This is a genomic window from Pseudomonas sp. LBUM1643 (genome assembly GCF_059716215.1).
In genome coordinates, this window is record NZ_CP166813.1 from 806693 (window position 1) to 824819 (window position 18127).

18 protein-coding genes, 1 other RNA gene and 2 pseudogenes are annotated in these 18127 nt (G+C 57.9%); 7 read left to right on the forward strand and 14 right to left on the reverse strand.

What is annotated here, in order from left to right; translation table 11 throughout:
- Positions 1–311: 311 nt before the first annotated feature.
- Both pmrG and ACA063_RS03465 read left to right on the forward strand, forming a co-directional pair.
- The gene (pmrG, locus tag ACA063_RS03460) at positions 312–983 is read left to right on the forward strand and encodes a lipopolysaccharide core heptose(II)-phosphate phosphatase PmrG (protein ID WP_497664804.1); all 672 of its coding nucleotides are present in this window, start codon (positions 312–314) and stop codon (positions 981–983) included.
- Positions 980–1816 (forward strand): phosphatase PAP2 family protein, encoded by an 837-nt coding sequence (locus ACA063_RS03465; RefSeq protein ID WP_497664805.1) that lies wholly within the window; start codon positions 980–982, stop codon positions 1814–1816. Before pmrG ends, ACA063_RS03465 begins: the two co-directional genes overlap by 4 nt.
- Here the strand turns inward: ACA063_RS03465 and rimJ are convergent.
- The 12 genes and pseudogenes from rimJ to ACA063_RS03525 all read right to left on the reverse strand — a co-directional run bounded on the left by rimJ (position 1808) and on the right by ACA063_RS03525 (position 13087).
- On the reverse strand, positions 1808–2419 hold the full coding sequence (rimJ, locus tag ACA063_RS03470; protein ID WP_497664806.1) for a ribosomal protein S5-alanine N-acetyltransferase: 612 nt from the start codon (positions 2417–2419) through the stop codon (positions 1808–1810). The two genes, ACA063_RS03465 and rimJ, sit on opposite strands and share 9 nt — an antisense overlap.
- Positions 2420–2652: 233 nt before the next feature.
- Positions 2653–3390, reverse strand: a pseudogene (locus tag ACA063_RS03475) (TonB-dependent siderophore receptor); the annotation flags it as partial.
- Positions 3390–3692: pseudogene (locus tag ACA063_RS03480) on the reverse strand (sigma factor); the annotation flags it as partial. The pseudogenes ACA063_RS03475 and ACA063_RS03480, both read right to left, overlap by 1 nt.
- A gap of 148 nt (positions 3693–3840) precedes the next feature.
- Entirely contained in the window at positions 3841–4044 is a 204-nt protein-coding gene (locus tag ACA063_RS03485) for a hypothetical protein (protein WP_497664807.1), read from the reverse strand.
- A 131-nt stretch (positions 4045–4175) separates the two neighbouring features.
- Positions 4176–4572: a transfer-messenger RNA gene (gene ssrA, locus ACA063_RS03490) on the reverse strand.
- A gap of 114 nt (positions 4573–4686) precedes the next feature.
- A complete protein-coding gene (locus ACA063_RS03495; RefSeq protein WP_497664808.1) occupies positions 4687–4941 on the reverse strand; it encodes a PA2433 domain-containing protein in 255 nt (84 codons plus the stop codon).
- A 140-nt stretch (positions 4942–5081) separates the two neighbouring features.
- Positions 5082–5360, reverse strand: coding sequence for a PA2433 domain-containing protein (locus tag ACA063_RS03500; protein WP_497664809.1), 279 nt, complete (start codon positions 5358–5360; stop codon positions 5082–5084).
- A 118-nt stretch (positions 5361–5478) separates the two neighbouring features.
- Positions 5479–8298, reverse strand: a complete 2820-nt coding sequence (locus tag ACA063_RS03505) for an FAD-binding and (Fe-S)-binding domain-containing protein (RefSeq protein ID WP_497664810.1) — start codon at positions 8296–8298, stop codon at positions 5479–5481.
- Positions 8295–8966 carry a LutC/YkgG family protein gene (locus ACA063_RS03510; RefSeq protein WP_497664811.1) on the reverse strand — a complete coding sequence of 224 codons (672 nt, stop codon included), beginning with the start codon at positions 8964–8966 and terminating at the stop codon, positions 8295–8297. The genes ACA063_RS03505 and ACA063_RS03510 overlap by 4 nt, the downstream gene beginning before the upstream one ends.
- Complete coding sequence (locus ACA063_RS03515) at positions 8966–10420, reverse strand: LutB/LldF family L-lactate oxidation iron-sulfur protein (RefSeq protein ID WP_497664812.1); 1455 nt, start codon at positions 10418–10420, stop codon at positions 8966–8968. The genes ACA063_RS03510 and ACA063_RS03515 overlap by 1 nt, the downstream gene beginning before the upstream one ends.
- Complete coding sequence (locus ACA063_RS03520) at positions 10417–11241, reverse strand: (Fe-S)-binding protein (RefSeq protein ID WP_194691442.1); 825 nt, start codon at positions 11239–11241, stop codon at positions 10417–10419. Before ACA063_RS03520 ends, ACA063_RS03515 begins: the two co-directional genes overlap by 4 nt.
- Positions 11242–11392: 151 nt before the next feature.
- Positions 11393–13087: a lactate permease LctP family transporter gene (locus ACA063_RS03525; protein WP_162437888.1), complete on the reverse strand. Its 1695-nt coding sequence runs from the start codon at positions 13085–13087 to the stop codon at positions 11393–11395.
- A gap of 262 nt (positions 13088–13349) precedes the next feature.
- Between ACA063_RS03525 and ACA063_RS03530 the strand changes: the two genes are divergently transcribed.
- Positions 13350–14117, forward strand: coding sequence for a GntR family transcriptional regulator (locus ACA063_RS03530; RefSeq protein ID WP_162437889.1), 768 nt, complete (start codon positions 13350–13352; stop codon positions 14115–14117).
- Positions 14118–14236: 119 nt separating this feature from the next.
- Here the strand turns inward: ACA063_RS03530 and smpB are convergent, their stop codons facing one another.
- Positions 14237–14719 (reverse strand): SsrA-binding protein SmpB, encoded by a 483-nt coding sequence (smpB, locus tag ACA063_RS03535; RefSeq protein ID WP_497664813.1) that lies wholly within the window; start codon positions 14717–14719, stop codon positions 14237–14239.
- A 118-nt stretch (positions 14720–14837) separates the two neighbouring features.
- Between smpB and ACA063_RS03540 the strand changes: the two genes are divergently transcribed.
- From ACA063_RS03540 to ACA063_RS03550, 3 genes are read left to right on the forward strand one after another with little or no spacing between them, the layout of a single operon-like run.
- Positions 14838–16241, forward strand: a complete 1404-nt coding sequence (locus tag ACA063_RS03540) for a sodium-dependent transporter (protein ID WP_162437890.1) — start codon at positions 14838–14840, stop codon at positions 16239–16241.
- Between the two features lie 7 nt (positions 16242–16248).
- The gene (locus ACA063_RS03545; protein ID WP_497664814.1) at positions 16249–16683 is read left to right on the forward strand and encodes a type II toxin-antitoxin system RatA family toxin; all 435 of its coding nucleotides are present in this window, start codon (positions 16249–16251) and stop codon (positions 16681–16683) included.
- Positions 16676–16990, forward strand: coding sequence for an RnfH family protein (locus ACA063_RS03550; RefSeq protein WP_497664815.1), 315 nt, complete (start codon positions 16676–16678; stop codon positions 16988–16990). The genes ACA063_RS03545 and ACA063_RS03550 overlap by 8 nt, the downstream gene beginning before the upstream one ends.
- 60 nt (positions 16991–17050) lie before the next feature.
- Here ACA063_RS03550 and ACA063_RS03555 read toward each other — a convergent pair whose 3' ends face one another.
- Positions 17051–17578: an outer membrane protein assembly factor BamE gene (locus tag ACA063_RS03555; RefSeq protein ID WP_162437893.1), complete on the reverse strand. Its 528-nt coding sequence runs from the start codon at positions 17576–17578 to the stop codon at positions 17051–17053.
- Between the two features lie 97 nt (positions 17579–17675).
- Between ACA063_RS03555 and fur the strand changes: the two genes are divergently transcribed.
- Positions 17676–18080 carry a ferric iron uptake transcriptional regulator gene (gene fur, locus ACA063_RS03560; protein WP_003197684.1) on the forward strand — a complete coding sequence of 135 codons (405 nt, stop codon included), beginning with the start codon at positions 17676–17678 and terminating at the stop codon, positions 18078–18080.
- The last annotated feature ends 47 nt before the right edge of the window (positions 18081–18127 follow it).

The following is an 18127-nucleotide window of genomic DNA, read 5'->3' on the forward strand; positions in this document are numbered from 1 at the left end:
CTGGAAGATTGTTGTTTTTGAGAGCCAGCAAAAATGGGTTGCGGGTGTGTATCGGCCGCTTGGTTGGTAACTGAAGATCAAAAGATCGCAGCCTCGTTTCACTCGACAGCTCCTACAGGATCAAAAGATCGCAGCCTCGTTTCACTCGACAGCTCCTACATTGGAACGGGGGCTCTTGTAGGAGCTGTCGAGTGCAACGAGGCTGCGATCTTCAAGCTTTTTTTCACAATCGTTTCACTCCTTGCCGACGCTGCCCTCTCTACCCTCGCGGCATCGAATGAAAGTGGTGCATGCCGGCGGGGCGGCTTGATGTGGAATTAAGACTGAGTCTGTTCGGAATAAAACGCTCGATTGATATGGGCTGTCTGAGCCGTTATCGAAACACCGCCGTAGTGCTGGCCTCGGCGCTGCTGGTCATCCCGTTGACGATATGGCTGTTGGCGCCAGCCGCCGTGCCGGACTTGTCCCACGGCAACGTCGCGGGCGCCCGGACATTGGTCGACGGGTGGGCCAAAGGCGACATGATCGTGCTGGTGCGCCACGTCGAACGCTGCGATCACTCCAGTGCCGCGTGCCTGAATGGTGACGACGGCATTACTGATCGCTCCCGCAGCGTCGCGGTGAACGTTGGGGCGCAGTTCGAGCAGTTGGGGCTGGAAAAAGCCGATGTCTACAACAGCCCGTTGCTGCGCACGGCGCAAACGGCCGGGTACATGTTCAATAAAGTGGGCGTGGGCGAAGACTGGCTGATCAATTGCCGGGGCACCATGTTGCGCGATGCGTTGAAGCACAAAGTGCCGGGTCGAAATCTCGTTCTGGTCACCCACAGCGAATGCATGTCGCAACTGGAAAAAGACCTCAGGCTACCGACTTCGACACTCGGTTATGGCGCGTCTTTGTTCATCACTGCTGAAGCTTTCAAAGCTCCGCGCATGCTCGGTTTTGTTGAAGCGTCGGATTGGCAATCGGTGACCACCCAATGAGCAAACCCATGCGCTTTTATGCCTTTAATTTCGGTATCCCGCTGGCGCTCGCCGTCGTGGTGTTCCTGCTGTTCGACCTGACCAGAATCGACATCGCCTTCAACGATCTTTTTTATGATCCGGCCACGCAGACGTTCCCGCTGGATCATGTCCATTGGTTTGAAAAAATCACTCATAAATGGGCGCGCATCATTCCGAACTGGACCGGCGAAATCGCCGTCGTCGGTGCCTTGCTGTCGTTTTTATGGCCGCGTCTGAAAGCTGAGAAGCATTCGAAAATCATCGCGTTCCTGGAGAAGATCAAAGTTGGCCCGGTGCTGCGGTTTGCCACCAGACACCGTCGGGACTTTCTGTACGTGGTGTTCGCGTTCTCCATCAGTACCGGCGTGATCCACTACCTCAAGGGCCACACCAGCGTGTACTGCCCGGTTGAAACGACGCAGTACGGTGGGAAGATCGAGCACAAGGAGTGGTATCAGAATTTCGACTTGCTGAAAGTCGCGGGTGACGGGCGCTGCTGGCCGGGCGGACATGCCTCGGGTGGCTTTACCATGCTGGCGCTGTACTTCGTCGCGCGTCGCTATCGCTGGCGCTATTCCAAAGCGCTGATGTACGGCTCGCTGGCGCTGGGTTTCGTCTACGGCACCACACGTGTCCTGCAAGGCTGGCACTACATGTCCCACACATTCTGGGCCGGAATCTTTGTGTGGCTGGCGTGTTTGCTGACGGCGCTGGCGTTTTACGGGAGAGCGCGGCTGGAGCTGCCGGTGGAGCATGCTTCATCACCCGCGAATGGCCAGGTGCTTTCGCGTGCAGGTTCGCTCTCATCGTAGTGGCGCAGGCGTTCCTTGGGAGAGTTGCCGCGACCAGCGTCGAGCCGGATCTTCGTAGACCTTGCTGATGAGCGCCGTCAGCACATGGTCCTGCCAGCGCCCGGCGATGTTCAGATAGGCCTTGGCGTAACCCTCCCGCTCGAACCCCAGATGTTCCAGCAACCGTGCACTGCGTTCGTTGCCGGGAATGTAGTTGGCCATGATCCGGTGCAGGTTCTGTTCCTCGAACATGTATCGAACGCCTGCCTGCAGCGCTTCACGCATCAGCCCCTGACCCTGAAGGGACGCGTCGATGTGGTAACCGAGATAACACGCTTGAAATGCCCCGCGAATGATCCCGCTGAAATTACAGGCGCCGATCATGTGTCCGCTGTTCGGGTCCAGTAGCGCGAAATGCACGGCATGTCCGGCGTCGAGCGCGATGGCTTGTTGTTCCAGGCGTGGCCGGATGTGATCGACGCTGTAGTAATCGGCGGGACGAATGGGTGACCAGGGGGCGAGGTGCTGCTGGTTGCGCTGATAGAAGTCGCTTTCCAGGTCGGCCTGGTCGGGGCTGAGCACCGCCAGCGTCAGGCGTTCGCCTGGGAGAGTCAGCAGCGTCATGAAGCGCTCCATTCGGTAAGAGGGGGGCCAGAATTGCTCAGGTGCAGGGAAAACTCAAATGGGGGTCTGTATTTCTCCAGGCAAAAAAAAGCCCGCGGGAGGGCGGGCAAACCGTAGTTTCTTGAATGAGCGAGGGCAATGTACCGTTTGCCGAGGCGCGATGGGGTGAAGAAAAATTCATCTGCGCAGCGCACCGTTTGCACAATGCGCTCGCTCATTCCCGTTGGCCGCTATCAGAAGTCGTACTTGAAACTGGTCATGATATTGCGCGGTGCGCCGTAGTTGGCCGACAGGGCAGGGGAGCTGTAGTACTCGCGGTCAAACACGTTGTTCACGTTCACCGACGCCGTCAGGTTACGGGTGATGTCATAGCGCGCCAGCAAGTTAGCAATCGCGTAGCTGCCTTGGGTAAAGGTGTGCAAGTCGTTGCCGGTTTTGCTCTGCCAGTTGACGCCACCGCCGAGGGTCAGCTTGTCCAGCGGGCCGTGCAGGCGATAGCTGGTGAACGTCTTGACGCTGTTGCGCGGCATCATGGTGCTGATGCGGGCGTCGTCCGCGTCGGTGGTCACCGAGTAGGCATAGCCTGCGGACGCTTGCCAGCCTTCAGCCAGTTCACCGTTGAGCTCCAGCTCGATGCCTTTGGACGTGGTGTCTTGCTCGGCGCTGTATACGTTGTCGTGTTGCCAGATCGCCAGGTTGTCCTGCTCCAGTTTGAACAGCGCAACACTGGAGTTCAGCTTGCCGTCCAGGTGCGTACCTTTCAGGCCGATCTCGTAGCCCTTGCCTTCCATCGGGTCGAGGGGCTTGTTGTCTTCGTTTGTGACCCACGAGGCTTGCGGGCTGAAAATACTGGTGTAGCTGGCGTACACCGACCAGGTGTCATTGAGGTCGTAAACCACACCGGCGTAAGGGATGAACACGCCGTTTTCTTCACGGTTGACCTCGGTTTCGGGTGCGCCATACGGGCGGTTTCAAGACTGGGTGCGGTGAGCTCTGGCATGGCCGCCAGTGCTTCAAGGTAAGCGCGTTCGAGTTTTTGCCGGCGGTAATGGTTAGATAAAACGCTTTGCGCCACTTTCGCCAGAAAAGTCCGCGGCGCATGCAACTCCGGCACCGGCTCCTTGGCCAGCAGTCGCATGAAGGTGTCCTGCGCCAGGTCCGCTGCACTTTGCGAGCAGTTGAGCCGGCGCCGTAACCAGTTCTGCAACCAGCTGTGCTGTTGTCGATACAGCACGGCCACGTCACAAAAGCCGTTTTGAGAGGATGAGGACATGGTCTGATAGCGCCGGATGAGTAAATATCACAAATGATAATACTTATCATATAGATCGGCTGGGTGTTGCTGCAAGGGCGGTGTTGGTTGCTCGGGTAAATGGTCGGTCGCGAGCGAGTCTGGGTGTGTGGTTTAACGGCGCTCAGATTTACCTGGAAGTCCCAAGCCCGAATTTCAGCCCGCCCCAATTCCACTCCTTCGATTGCTTCACATAGCATCCAGGCTGATTGGCTGGCGTAGCATCACAAGCGATACGACCACCCTTGCTGGTGTCGGCCGTGCGGTCGTTGTAGTGCGCACAGCCGGAGGCCATCGAAAAAATCAGCGCGACGATGAGTGTTTTTAGTGTCATGACAGCATCCTTCCAGGTGGGACCCTCAGCATAGGTTCCGATGTGTCAGGCCTTCCAGGGACTCCTCAGGATTACAAACCTTCAGATGCAACAAAGCCCGCACTGGGCGGGCTTTGTTGATGCTTCGTATTTGGTGGAGCCGGGGGGATTTGAACCCCCGTCCGCCAGTACTCCGCTGTCGGTACTACATGCGTAGCCGTTTCTATTAAGTTAACCCTCAGCGACCCGAAGGGCAGGGTGCTTTGGGCGAGTTGTGTAAGTTTTAGCCGCTTCGTCCACAACGTACTGCACGGCGATTCTGTTCTATATGACAATCACTTCGGGTTTACAGACATCCCCTAGTGATTGCTGGACCCGAAGGTACCAGAAGCTCAGGGCTAAGGCTGCTTACGCAGCGAGAGCGAATTCCTGGCCGTAGTTTTCGTCATTGGCAACTATAAGTAGTTGCAACAGTGGATTTACGAGTTCTGTTACCAACTCGGCATGCACCTAAAGTTTCGCAACCGGCGTCGAATCCTAAACGGCCCCGAGTCTGTCGCTCGGTGAATCAAGTGAGCAACAGACCTGCACAGTGTACGACAACGCGACTCAGAAGGCCAACCCGAAGGTGGGCACCGAATGATCATGGGTTGGATATTGTGCTCATTTTGCCAACGACAAAGCCTGGGTGGCCTCGGTGGCGCATTTCTTGTCGTCCCCGGAGGCTTTCGACGTTTCGGCGCTGGCCAGTAGTCTTTTGATTTCCATCGTGGTGCTGTCGGAGGTCGCTGGCATTGAGGTGACTTTGGCTTTGAGTTCCTGCAGCTTGCTCGTGCATAGGTCGTTGTCAGCAGCAAATACGGGAGAGGCCAACATTACAGCAGACATGAACAGACCAGCCAGTGCGGTACGTTTCATGGATGTCTCCTAAGGAGCGATGGCATTTAAACGGAAATTTCAACGGCAACAGGCTTATTGCTCATTTAACGTGATGAGCAATAAGCCGGTGTGGCGTGCGCCCATAAGGCCAGTCCTGAGATTGGCCTTTCAGGTAGTGATCATTTGTTAGTGCCTTCGGTTGACTTCCTGATATCCAGGATGGTCTCGTTGGTTTCAGCAATGCAATCCTCAGTCCCCTTCTGGGTACCTTTCGCCTGATCGGCTTTGGCTTGCTTAACGCTAGCCTCGACGCGTTCCTGTATTTCGGGTGCCTGTATCTGTGCCTTGGCATTGTCGATGGTTTTCAGATTGACGGCACAGAGGTCTTCGGCTGCAAACGAAGTGGACGCCATCATGGAAGCAGTAACGAACAGACCTAACAGTACAGAACGTTTCATGTGTATCTCCTTGAACTGAGGGTCCAGGCATTTTCTGGCCATCAGGACGGGCTACCGAGTGGGGGAAGCCCGGCGAGGTCCGGGCTTATTGTGTGGACTACGACGGCGCGTCAGGGTTCTATTTTTCTTCAGGAACCCTCGCCCGCGTCACCCGATCCACCAGATAGACTAGTCCGTGGTAGTCAATCCCTCCATGCTGCGTCAGACCAATCTCACAGGTGCGGCTGGTCGAAATCCCTTCGCTACAGTGCTGCACCGCATCCTTGAGCGTCCTAAGCGAATGAGCATTCAGCTCCGGCGTGGAAAAGCCTTTGTCGCCAGCAAACCCACAACAGTGAATGCCCTCGGGAATGACCACGTTTTTGCTGCACTTGCGCGCCAGATCGATCAGCGCCTGGCTCTCGCCCAGGTGCTGGGTGCTGCACGTGACGTGCACGGCGATCGGCGCTTCCTGAGGCGTGAAGTCGAGGCGATCCATCAGGTGGGTGCGGATGAAACGTACCGGGTCGTATAGGTCCAGACGCACATCGCCCACATCCTGGACCAGACGCAAGGTGCAGGGGCTGGTGTCGCAGTAGATGGGATCGAGCCCGCCGCGACTGGCGTGCAATAGCGCGCCGATCAGTTCCTGGCGTTTGTGCTCGGCTTGCTCTGCGTAGCCTTTGGACGCGAATGGCTGGCCACAGCAGAGGTTGTCCTGATTGTCCGGAAAGACAACCTGGTAACCGGCTTTTTCCAGCAGCCCACGGGTTTTGTCGTACAGCGACATCTGTTCGTTATCGCTGGCTGCCGGCCCCATGACGCGCGAGACGCAAGCCGCCAGGTACACCACGCGGGGACGCTTGTCCGAGACGGTCGGGCTGAAGCGAATGGCTTTTTCCGGTTGCGGCATGGCGCTGGTCCATTGCGGGACCTGGCCTTTGGATAATCGGGTCAGTGTCGCCGATAGCTTCGCCAGACGCGGCGCCCCCAGCAGCATCCGTGCGCCATTGGCGACGTGCAGGGTGAAACGTGCCCCTTGCAGGGCGGTGGCGAAATTGCCTTCAAGCCAGTTGGCGGTTTTCGTATGTGTCGCCTTACGACTGCGGAGCTTTTTCACCAGCTCGCCGGTATTGATTCCTACAGGACAACGCTGCGCACACAGCCCGGTGGCGGCACAAGTTTCGATGCCTTGGTATTCGTAGGCCGCTTCCAGCTCGGTAGTGTCCACGCCGGCACGCTTCTTCGCCTGAATATCGCGCCAGATCACGATGCGCTGGCGCGGGCTCAAGGTCAGGCCCTTCGACGGGCAAACGGGTTCGCAGAAGCCGCACTCGATGCACTTATCCACAATCTCATCGGCGGCCGGCAGCGGCTTCAAGTGCTTGAGATGAATTTGCGGATCGTTGCTGAGCACAACGTCGGGGTTGAGAATCCCATGGGGATCGAGCAGGCGTTTGAGCTGCCACATCAACTGGTAGGCGTCGCTGCCCCATTCCAGTTCGACGAAGGGGGCCATGTTGCGACCGGTACCGTGTTCGGCTTTTAAAGAGCCGCCGAACTCCACTGCAACCAGCTGTGCGACGTCGTCCATGAACGCCTGATAGCGTGCGACTTCTTCCGGGCTGTTGAAGCCTTGGGTGAAGACGAAGTGCAGATTACCTTCCAGTGCGTGTCCGAAAAGGATGGCTTCGTCGTAGTGATGCTTGTCGAACAGCTCGATCAAGCGATTCACGCCGATCGCGAGTTGTTCCACCGGGAACGTCACGTCTTCGATGATCACCGTCGTGCCGGTTTGGCGTACGGCGCCGACGGCGGGAAAGGTGTCTTTGCGGATCGCCCAGAGGCGCGCGTTTTCGACCGGATCTTCAGTGAAATCGACTTGCTTCTCTACGGGAAAACCGGCCAGCGACGCCATGACTTGCCCGAGCTGTTCCTGCAACAGCGAGGACGATGCGGCGCGGGATTCGATCAGCAGGGCGCAGGCATTATTCGACAGTTGTTGTACGAAAGCGGGCATGCCGGGTTTTTCCTGCACCGAACGCAGGCTGCGACGGTCCAGCAGTTCCACGGCGGACACCGGTTGGGTTTTCAACACGGTGACTGCGTTGCAACAGGTTTCCACGTCCGGGAACACGATCAGCGCCGACGCCTTGTTCGGGTGGTCGATGACGGTGTCGTAGGTCACCGCGCTGATGAAGCCAAGGGTGCCTTCGGAGCCGACGAGCAAATGGCTCAAGATATCCACAGGCTCATCGAAGTCCACCAAGGCATTGAGTGACAGGCCAGTGGTATTTTTCAGACGGTATTTGTGGCGAATTCGTGCGGCGAGTTCGGTATTGGCGCGTGTCTCACGGCCCAGGATTGCCAGACGCTCCAGCAGTTGCCCATGGCTTGTGCGAAAAGCTGCAACGCTGGTTGCATCCTCTGTGTCGAGACGGCTTCCGTCTGCCAGCACCAAACGAATGCCAGCCAGCGTGTGGTAGGTATTTTGCGCAGTGCCGCAGCACATCCCGCTGGCGTTGTTGGCAACGATGCCGCCGATTTTGCAGGCGTTGATCGACGCCGGGTCCGGCCCGATCTTGCGTCCGAAGGGGGCCAGCCAGGCGTTCGCCTGCGCGCCGATAACACCCGGTTGCAGACGGATTTGCAGACCCTCGCCGCGGATCTCGCGCGCGTTCCAGTTATCCCCGAGGACGATCAATACCGAGTCGCTGATAGCCTGGCCGGAGAGGCTGGTGCCTGCGGCGCGAAACGTCACCGGGACCTGATCCCGTTGCGCCAGTTTGAGCAGCGCCACCACTTCATCTTCGGATTCGACGCGGATCACCAGTTTCGGAATCAACCGGTAGAAACTGGCGTCGGTGCCGAAGGCCAGGGTCGACAGCGGATCATCGAAGAGCCGATCCTGGGGAATCAGTTGCTGCGTATCTCGCAGGAAAGCCGTCGGTAAACTCATTGGTCCTCCAGAATCAGCACCACGAGGTCTTTCGGCCCGTGCGCGCCGTACGCCAGCACTTGTTCGATATCGGCAGTTTTCGAGGGACCGGATACCAGCAGCGCGTTGGTCGGCATGCCCTTGGCCCATTCGAACTCTTGCTGCACCTGATAGAAGTTGTCGCGGATTTCGCTGGCCTTGAGCAAGGCGAAATGCACCGGCGGTACCAGGCTCATCAAGCGCGGTTCTTCTCGCGTCGGCCAGATAATCAGGCTGCCCGTGGCAGCGATTGCTCCGAGTGTAGTGGTCAGGCTGGCCGGAGTGTCGTTGAACAATTCGGCTTTCCACTCCTCAACCGGGCGGTCGTAGGCTTTGAGTGTTGGAAGCGTGGGATTGTTCGCCCAGTGCTGAGTGACACGTTCGCCGTGGGGCGTTGTGGGTGCGATCAACAGGCTGGGCAATTGACGATCCAGCAACAATTGCGCAAGCAGTGCCGGCCACTCTGCACTTGAAGTCAGGTGGATTTCCGTGTGCACCGCTTCCATCTGTTTGCGCAGTTGCGCGATGCGTTGTTCGGGGGCGTAGGTGTAAGGCGCTGTCACCAGTTCGACGTCGAAGTTGTCAGCCACTGGTGTGGTGCCGGTCAGACTGTTACGCAATTTGGCGAGGATGTTTTGCTTGGCGCTCATCAACGGTCTCCCTGTTTGGCCAGGTGCGCGCGGGCCATGTCATGCAATGAGCGGGCGGCGGGTTTGGGTGCGCTGTGGTTTTGCGTCCAGGGTCCGACGTTGCTCGGTGCCAGCGCGCGCAGGCGTGTGGCGAAGAAACCGAACAGCCGATAGAGCGTCGGCGAACTGTTGAGCCTTGCCCAGGCGTTCCAGATAAACCGTTCCTTGCGTGAATATTTGCTGCCTTGGCCGCGCATCACTTTATGGGGCGTATCCGGGGCTTTCACGTTCTCTTCCCGTAGGCGCCGAAGCAAGGCAGGGATAGGAATTTTGACCGGGCAGACTTCGCCGCAGGCGCCGCACAGTGACGAGGCACTGGGGTGGTCCGGAACTTTTGCCAGCCCGACCATGTGAGGGGTGATGATTTTTCCGATCGGACCCGGGTAGACCTCGCCATAGGCATGACCGCCGATTCGGGTGTAGACCGGGCAATGATTCATGCAGGCGCCGCAGCGGATGCAGTTCAAGGTCTGGCGCAACTCACTGTCGGCAAAGGCCTGGCTGCGACCGTTGTCGAGCAAGACCAGATGCACTTCCTGCGGGCCGTCGAGTTCATGATCCTTGCGTGGGCCGGAAATCATGTTGACGTAGGTGGTGATCGGCTGGCCGAGGGCGGAGCGGGTCAACAGGGACAACAGCGGGACAACGTCGCGCAGGTTTTCGACGACTTTTTCTATGCCGGTGACCGCGATGTGAACCGGCGGCACGGTGGTCGACATGCGCCCGTTGCCTTCATTTTCCACCAGCAGCAAGGTGCCGGTTTCGGCCACGGCAAAGTTGACGCCGGAGACGCCGATGTCCGCTTCGAAGAATTTCTGCCGCAGGACTCTGCGACCGATCTGAATGAGTTGGTCAACGTCCTTGGTGTACTCCACGCCAAGTTTGTCGTGGAACAAGGACGCGACCTGACCGGCATTCTTGTGGATCGCCGGCATAATAATGTGTGAAGGCTTCTCGTGGTCGAGCTGGACGATGTACTCGCCCATGTCCGATTCCAGGCATTCAATGCCACGATCAGCGAGGAAATGATTCATTTCCATTTCTTCGCTGACCATCGATTTGCCCTTGATCACTTGCCGCGCCTCGTGAGCCCGGATGATCGAGAAGACGATGCCATTGGCTTCGTCCACCGTTTCCGCCCAATGCACTGTCACACCGTTGCGGGTCAGGTTTTGTTCAAGCTGCTCGAGCAGGTCGGGCAGCTTGGATAGCGCACGAGCGCGGACAGCGTTGCCCAGCGCTCGCAAATGTTCCCTTTCGTGGGCATCGCTGAAGGACGCTGCCCGCTTTGTCATCAGTGAATCCATCGCCGAGCGAAAGTTGTTTCGCAACTGCGTGTCACCCAGGGCCTCGTGAGCCCGAGTGCGGAAATCTACTTCTACGGCAACCGTAGGAATAATCGCGGAAGCGTTCATAGAACACCTCCAGTTCGTTGCCAGAGGAAGCTGGCCAAGTGTTGGCCGCGTAACGCTTCCTGCTGTTTTTCCAGCGAGCCGTTGATGTTCATCAGGCAACCGCAGTCGGCACTGAGTACCTTGTGCGCGCCGGATTCCTTCAACGACCGGGTCTTGTCAGCCACCATCGCGCCGGAAATGTCTGGCATACGGACGCTGAACGTCCCACCGAAGCCACAACATTCGCTTTCGTGACCGTGCTCGACCCGCTCCACGTTGCTCAGTTGCGACAACAGCTCGCGACCGTGCAGGTGGGTGTTCATCTCACGACGCGCCGAACACGATGTGTGCAGCGCCACTTTGATCGGAGCACCGCTGTCCTTGAGCTGCACCTTGCAGACGAACAGCAGAAACTCGGCCAACTCATAGGTCCGTGCCGCCAGGGCCTGGACCTGTTTCAACGTGTGCGGCTCATCCTTGAACAAGTCGGCGTAATGCTCGCGCAACATACCCGCGCAGGAACCTGATGGCACCACCACCGGGTAGTCTTCGGCGAACAGCGCCAGCTGCGAGCGCGCTACGGTCCGGGCCTGTTCGGTGTAACCCGAGGTGTAGGCCGGTTGCCCGCAGCAGCTTTGCCCTTGCGGATACTCGACACGAATGCCTTCGCGCTCCAGCAGGTGGATCGCATCCATCCCGGCTTCGGGATAGAACAAATCCACCACGCACGTCCCGAACAGGTAGACCCGCTGCGGTTTTTCGCTGGGGTATTGCCGTGGCTCGGGCAGTGGCGGGGCGACTCGGGTCGCGTTCGGCACAGCGTTGTAAAAAAGCTCGCTCATCAGGCGTGTCTCCGGGTTGTCCCGGTTATCCGTCCGCTGAGGCTGCTGAATATAGTGAGGGAAGCTTTCAGCAGCCTTACAGACCGGGTTGTGAATAGCTGACGCCGCAGTCGTGATACGGCGTCGGTTTAATGCGTGCAGCGTGTAGTCCTTAGTGCACCAACATGCCGGTGAACCAGTAGGCCTGGGCCAGGGTGATCAAGCCGACAATCGTCGCGAAGAACAGGCTGTGCTTGAGGGTGAACCGGAACAGGTCGGATTCCTTACCCACCAGGCCGGTCGCGGCGCAGGCCACGGCGATCGACTGAGGCGAAATCATCTTGCCGGTGACACCACCGCTGGTGTTCGCGGCGACCAGCAACACATCGCTCACGCCGATCTGGTGTGCCGTGGTGGCTTGCAGCGAGCTGAACAGTGCGTTGGAAGACGTATCGGAACCGGTCAGGAATACGCCCAGCCAACCGAGGAAAGGCGAGAAGAACGGGAATGCTGCGCCAGTACCGGCCAATACCAGCGCCATGGTCGAAGACATGCCCGAGTAGTTGGTGACAAAGGCGAAGGCCAGCACCATGCCGATGGACAGAATCGGCCAGCGCAACTCGTAAAAGGTCTCGCGCAAAGTGGTCAGACCAGTTTTGAAGTTGATCTTCAGTACCAGCATCGAGATCAGTGCGGAGAAGAAAATCGCCGTGCCGGTGGCGGAAATCGGGTCGAGTTTGAACACGGCAGGAAGAGCGGTCGGAGCGGTCACGATCGGTGCGACCTTGATCACCATCTGGTCCAGGTGCGGAATGGCGAAGTTAAACACCCAGCTGTACATCGAGCCGCCCGCAGCGAACATCGCCTTGAACGGTTTCAGGGTCCAGATAGTCACCAGCACGGTGAGGATCAGGAAGGGAGACCAGGCTTTGAAAATCTCACCCAGGCTGTAGGGAGAGGCCACAGTGCTGCGCGGCAGGCCGAAACCGCCGGCGCTGGCGGTTACGACAGATGCGGAGACTGCGCCGGCGATGTGTTGGCCGGCGGTGCGTTTCGGCTGCCAGACTTTCAGGAACAGCGTCAGGGAAATCAGGCTGGCGAGCGCCGAAGTGATGTCCGGCAGCTCAGGCCCGATGAAGTTCGACGTGAAATACTGGGTGACCGCGAAGCTCAAGCCCGCCACCAGTGCCGCTGGCCAGGTTTCTCGGACGCCACGCATGCCGTCCATCATGAACACCAGCCAGAACGGCACGAAGAGCGACAGCAGCGGCAGTTGGCGACCGGTCATTGCGCCGATCTTGAAGGCGTCAATGCCGGTAACTTGCCCGGCGACAATAATCGGAATGCCCAAGGCGCCGAAGGCCACCGGCGCCGTGTTCGCAATCAGGCATAGCCCGGCGGCGTACAGCGGGTTGAACCCCAGTCCTACCAACAGTGCGGCGGTAATCGCCACAGGTGCGCCGAATCCGGCGGCCCCTTCCAGGAAGGCGCCGAAGCAGAAACCGATCAACAGCACCTGCAGTCGTTGGTCGTCGGTGATCGACAGCACGGAGCTGCGAATCACTTCGAACTGGCCACTCTTGACCGTCAGTTTGTAGAGGAACACCGCTGCCACGATGATCCACGCGATGGGCCAAAGGCCGTAGGCGAAACCATATCCGGCTGCGGCGAACGCCATGTCGACCGGCATCTGGAAGGCGAAGATCGCTACCGCAATCGACAGGGCCAGCGTAATGCTGCCTGCCACATGGCCTTTGAGGCGAAACACTGCCAAAGCGAGGAAGAAAAACACGATGGGAATGACGGCGGCGAGTGCGGACAGGCCGAGGCTGCCGAGCGGACTGTAGAGCTGTTGCCAGGTTTGCATATGGGGTGGCCCCTAATTGTTGTTGGTCAGGCACTGATGAGCGTTCTTGGTTAATTGGTAATACCAATTTACAATCGCTGTTGGCTAGGGTAAAAGCCTTGTAGGCGGTGTGTCAATTTGTCGCCCTGAAACTTTTGTCGCAGGCAGGGTGCAGAGGCTGATTTGTTTACGCTGTCGAGCGTCGTCTGGTAGGTGCTGCTGCTGCGCCGATAGGCCAGAATAGAGACCCCGGCGAGCTGCCGGGATCGTGGAGAATTGAGTTATGGGGTTTGATCAGATTCGTCAGCGCCGTTTGTCTGACGATATTGTCGAGCAACTCGAGGAGATGATTCTCGAGGGGACGCTGAAGTCCGGCGAGCGTTTGCCGGCCGAACGTGCACTCGCCGAACAGTTCGGGGTGTCACGCCCTTCGTTGCGCGAGGCGATTCAGAAGCTGGCGGCCAAGGGCTTGCTGGTCAGTCGCCAAGGCGGTGGCAACTATGTGGTGGAGTCGCTTGGGTCGACATTCAGCGATCCACTGTTGCATCTGTTGGAGAGCAATCCCGAAGCCCAGCGCGATCTACTTGAATTTCGCCACACGCTGGAAGCGTCCTGCGCCTACTACGCAGCGTTGCGCGCCACTGATGTGGATCGTGAGCGGCTGACCGCTGCGTTCAATGAACTGCAGGATTGCTATACCCGTCACGACGAAGTCAGCCGGGCGGAGGAGGGGGCCGCTGATGCGAAATTCCACCTCGCGATTGCCGAGGCCAGTCACAACGCGGTTTTGTTGCACACGATTCGTGGGCTGTTCGATCTGCTCAAGCGCAACGTGGTGACAAACATTGGCGGGATGTACAAGCAGCGTACGGAAACTCGCGACATGTTGATTACTCAGCATCGTGAGTTGTACCTGGCGATTGTCGAGGGGCGGGCGGAGCAGGCGCGGGAAGTGTCCAGTCGGCACATTTTGTATGTGCAGGAAGTGCTGGAGGAGGTGCGGCAGGAAGTTCAGCGCATGGCTCGGGCGGAGCGGCGCAAGGGGACCTGATTGTTTAATGCAAAAGATCGCAGCCTGCGGCAGCTCCTACAGGAAAATGCATTCCACTCTGTAGGAGCTGCCGAAGGCTGCGATCTTTTCGCTAGCGCTACAAAACTCAGGCCGAAAGATTAATCTTCCTTGCCCTTGTTCCGCACTGCGCGCTGCAGCTCTCGACCGGCATCGCGTTCGCGCTCGATATCACGCTTGTCGTATTCCTTCTTGCCCTTGCCCAGAGCGATCTCGCACTTGACCATGTGCTTGCTCCAGTACCAGGACAGGCATACGCAGGCGTAACCCTTTTGCTGCACGGCAGAGGCCAGCTTTTCCAGCTCGCGCCGGTTGAGCAGCAACTTTCGGGTGCGCGTCGGGTCGGCGATGACGTGGGTGCTTGCGGTCATCAGCGGCGTGATATGACTGCCGAGCAGCCAGGCTTCGCCATCCTTGAGCAGTACATAACTGTCAACCAGTTGCAGCTTGCTCGCCCGCAAACTCTTTACTTCCCAGCCGGCCAGGACCAGACCAGCCTCGAACCGATGTTCGATGAAGTAATCGTGTCGCGCCTTTTTATTTTGCGCGATGGTCCCTGTGGGGTGTTTCTTCTGTTTAGCCATAGGGGCGGCATTATAGGGAGTTGCGCGCGAGTCGGCTACGGTATCGCTACGTGCTTGAGCAGGTTGATTGAATCCCGGACAATGCGCCCTCTTTTTTGAACGCTTGGGCGTGATAACGATGTCGACAGACAAGGTTTCTGTCCACGGCAGTTGGGCTAGCCGCTGGGTCTTCATACTCGCCGCGACCGGTTCGGCCGTGGGCCTGGGTAGTATCTGGAAATTCCCTTACATGGTCGGCGTCTATGGCGGCGGCGCCTTCGTGCTGATGTTCCTGGCCTGTATCGCGCTGATCGGTGTGCCGGTCATGCTGGCTGAAACCCTGATCGGCCGTCGCGCCCGGCAAAGTCCGGCCAATGCCTTGAAGGTGCTGGCAATAGAAGCGGGTCATTCGGGCAAGTGGTCCTGGGGGGCATTCGCCGGGATGATCACGGCGTTGCTGATCCTGTCTTTCTATAGTGTGGTGGGCGGCTGGTCGCTCGATTACATCATTGACATGGGGCGTGGGGACTTTCAGGGCGTCACGCCAGACCAGGTCGGCGCGTACTTTGGCAATGTAATCGCCGACCCTTGGCGCCTGACACTTTGGCACACTGTTTTCATGCTCCTGTCAGCCGTTGTGATCGCCAAAGGCGTGGTTGCCGGGCTTGAGCGCAGCTTGCGGATCATGATGCCGTTGCTCTTTGTGATGATCCTGGTGCTGTTGGGTTACAGCATGACCACCGGGCATTTCATGGAAGGCGTGCATTTCATGTTCGACTTCCATCCGGAAAAAGTACTCGATGGCTTGCTGCCAGCGATGGGGCACGCCTTCTTCTCTCTGAGTGTCGGTGTGGGCTCGATCATGATCTACGGTGCCTACATGCCGAAGAATTCGTCGATTTCCGGTACGGTTGTGGGTGTGGCGCTGCTGGATACGTTCGTATCCCTCGTCGCTGGCCTGGCATTGTTTCCAATTGTGTTCGCTGCGGGCTTGAACCCAAGCGAAGGCCCGGGCCTGATGTTTGTCAGCCTTCCTTTTGCTTTTGGCAACGTCGCTTTCGGTCAGTTGATGGGCGTCGTGTTCTTCGTGCTGGTCGCGGTTGCAGCCTGGAGTTCGGCGATTTCGCTGCTGGAGCCGATGGTTGCTTATCTGGTTGAACGAACAAAAGTCCGCCGCGCCTGGGTGACTTTCTGGTTGGCGTTCACTTGCTGGTTCGTGGGTTTGGGCACTGTGTTTTCCTTCAATATCTGGAAGGAAGCCAAGTTTTTCGTGAACGAAGGCGGAATGTTCCACCTCTATCAATGGGGGGCTGCGGGCGGTCTGGACTTCTTCGGCGTGATCGATTTCTTCACCTCGCGGATCATGCTGCCTCTCGGTGGTTTATGTTTCGTGGTGTTTGCAGGCTGGGTGATGGGCCGTGAGGCCGTGCGTGATGAGTTGTCGATCCGCAGTCCGGTACTGTTTAACCTGTCCTTGTTTTTGATGCGCTATGTGGCGCCCATCGGCATTCTTGTAGTGTTTGCCGCCCAGCTGTGGAAGTGACGCTGACATGACGACACATATTCAACGTTCGGCCCTGCTGCCTTACCCGGCACAAGCGCTGTACGACCTGGTAAACGACGTGGCGCGTTACCCGGAATTCTTGCCGTGGTGCTCTTCAGCGAAGGTGCTGGAAAGCTCGCCCGAGCATATGCGCGCGAGTGTCGGTGTAGCCAAAGGTGGCCTCAGCCAGCACTTCGTAACGCGCAATACGTTGGTGCCCGGTCATTCCATTGAGATGAATCTCGAGGAAGGGCCATTCAATCAGCTGCATGGTGTCTGGGTCTTCAAGCCTTTGAGTGATAAAGCCTGCAAGATCAGCCTGGACTTGTCGTTCGACTACGCTGGGCCGATTGTCCGCGCGACTTTGGGGCCGTTGTTCAATCAGGCGGCTAACACGTTGGTGGATGCGTTCTGTCAACGTGCCAAGCAAATGCATGGTTGAGGACATGATCGAGGTCGAGGTTGTTTACGCCGACATTGATCGTCAGGTGCTTCTCAGTGTGAAGGTGCCGGCGGTCGCGACAGTGCGAGAGGTTTTGCAGCAGTCAGGTGTTGGAAAGGAATTTCCAGAGCTGAATCTCGCCGATTGTCCTGTCGGGATTTTCGGCAAAGTGATCAGCCATCCGGAAAGCCGTTTGGTGAAAACGGGTGACCGCATTGAAATTTACCGACCATTGCTCGCCGATCCGAAAGAAGTTCGTCGGCTACGTGCAGCCAAGGCTGCCGAGGCCAAGGCTCAAAACCAGTGATTTGCTAAACGCCAGACAATAAAAAACCCGGACACGCCGGGTTTTTTAATGCGTCGCAAATTATTGCGGCGTGGTGTCCAGTGGTTCTGGGGTCGGGACTGGTACGGTTTCTACGCCGTCCACGTCCTTCTGGATCTGATCCAGCAACGAACCCGGCTTGACCGGTTTTTCCGGTTTCGGCTTCTCGACGTTTTCTGCAGGTGCGGTCACATTTGTGTCGCTATCCTTACCGAGAATGGCTTCGTCACGGCTCACGCCCGGCATGAAATCGCCGGAAAGGCTGACAAGTTGATCATTTGGGTTGAAGATAACGCTAATGCGTTCCTGTTGGCGTTCACCGCCACCCGGTTGCAGGCTGTACAGATAATCCCAGCGATCGGCATGGAACGTGTCGGTCAGCAGAGGGTTACCCATGATAAACCGTACTTGCCGACGGGTCATTCCCGGGCGTAACTGGTCTATCATGTCCTGCGTGACGACATTGCCCTGCTGGATGTCGATTTTGTAAACCCCGGGGAATGAACAACCGGCGAGTGCGAGCAGTCCCACAAAGGTGAAACTGGTTAGCAAGAGCTTGGTGTTTTGCATCGGTGGGCGACTTCCACTATCTTGGCTGGGACAACGTAAACGCCGATCATACCCGCATTAAGAGAAGCTGCGAAGCAGCATCGCGAGAAAGCTGACCATGGTTGAAAATAGCGAACTACGCAAAGCCGGCCTCAAAGTGACCCTTCCACGGGTCAAAATTCTGCAAATGCTCGATTCCGCCGAGCAACGCCACATGAGTGCCGAGGACGTTTACAAGGCGCTGATGGAGGCTGGTGAGGACGTCGGTCTGGCCACGGTTTACCGTGTACTGACTCAGTTCGAGGCAGCTGGCCTTGTGGTGCGGCACAACTTCGACGGAGGCCATGCGGTCTTCGAGCTGGACGACGGCAAGCATCACGACCATATGGTCAACGTCGAAACCAGCGAAGTGATCGAATTCTTCGACGAAGAAATCGAGCGTCTGCAGAAAGCCATTGTCGACAAGTATGGCTTTGAGATGGTTGATCACAATCTTGTGCTGTACGTACGCAAGAAAAAGTAAGCATGTCGCGCGAACTTAAGGTTCGCGAAACGAGCGAAGGCGACCCC

Coding starts and splice junctions, on each gene's coding strand:
- fur (WP_003197684.1), top strand. CDS start 17,676: ATGGTTGAAAATAGCGAACTACGCAAAGCCGGCCTCAAAGTGACCCTT.
- rimJ (WP_497664806.1), bottom strand. CDS start 2,419: ATGACGCTGCTGACTCTCCCAGGCGAACGCCTGACGCTGGCGGTGCTC.
- ACA063_RS03540 (WP_162437890.1), top strand. CDS start 14,838: ATGTCGACAGACAAGGTTTCTGTCCACGGCAGTTGGGCTAGCCGCTGG.
- ACA063_RS03500 (WP_497664809.1), bottom strand. CDS start 5,360: ATGAAACGTTCTGTACTGTTAGGTCTGTTCGTTACTGCTTCCATGATG.
- ACA063_RS03530 (WP_162437889.1), top strand. CDS start 13,350: ATGGGGTTTGATCAGATTCGTCAGCGCCGTTTGTCTGACGATATTGTC.
- ACA063_RS03515 (WP_497664812.1), bottom strand. CDS start 10,420: ATGAACGCTTCCGCGATTATTCCTACGGTTGCCGTAGAAGTAGATTTC.
- ACA063_RS03505 (WP_497664810.1), bottom strand. CDS start 8,298: ATGAGTTTACCGACGGCTTTCCTGCGAGATACGCAGCAACTGATTCCC.
- ACA063_RS03495 (WP_497664808.1), bottom strand. CDS start 4,941: ATGAAACGTACCGCACTGGCTGGTCTGTTCATGTCTGCTGTAATGTTG.
- smpB (WP_497664813.1), bottom strand. CDS start 14,719: ATGGCTAAACAGAAGAAACACCCCACAGGGACCATCGCGCAAAATAAA.
- ACA063_RS03545 (WP_497664814.1), top strand. CDS start 16,249: ATGACGACACATATTCAACGTTCGGCCCTGCTGCCTTACCCGGCACAA.
- ACA063_RS03510 (WP_497664811.1), bottom strand. CDS start 8,966: ATGAGCGCCAAGCAAAACATCCTCGCCAAATTGCGTAACAGTCTGACC.
- ACA063_RS03550 (WP_497664815.1), top strand. CDS start 16,676: ATGGTTGAGGACATGATCGAGGTCGAGGTTGTTTACGCCGACATTGAT.
- ACA063_RS03555 (WP_162437893.1), bottom strand. CDS start 17,578: ATGCAAAACACCAAGCTCTTGCTAACCAGTTTCACCTTTGTGGGACTG.
- ACA063_RS03520 (WP_194691442.1), bottom strand. CDS start 11,241: ATGAGCGAGCTTTTTTACAACGCTGTGCCGAACGCGACCCGAGTCGCC.
- ACA063_RS03525 (WP_162437888.1), bottom strand. CDS start 13,087: ATGCAAACCTGGCAACAGCTCTACAGTCCGCTCGGCAGCCTCGGCCTG.
- ACA063_RS03485 (WP_497664807.1), bottom strand. CDS start 4,044: ATGACACTAAAAACACTCATCGTCGCGCTGATTTTTTCGATGGCCTCC.
- ACA063_RS03465 (WP_497664805.1), top strand. CDS start 980: ATGAGCAAACCCATGCGCTTTTATGCCTTTAATTTCGGTATCCCGCTG.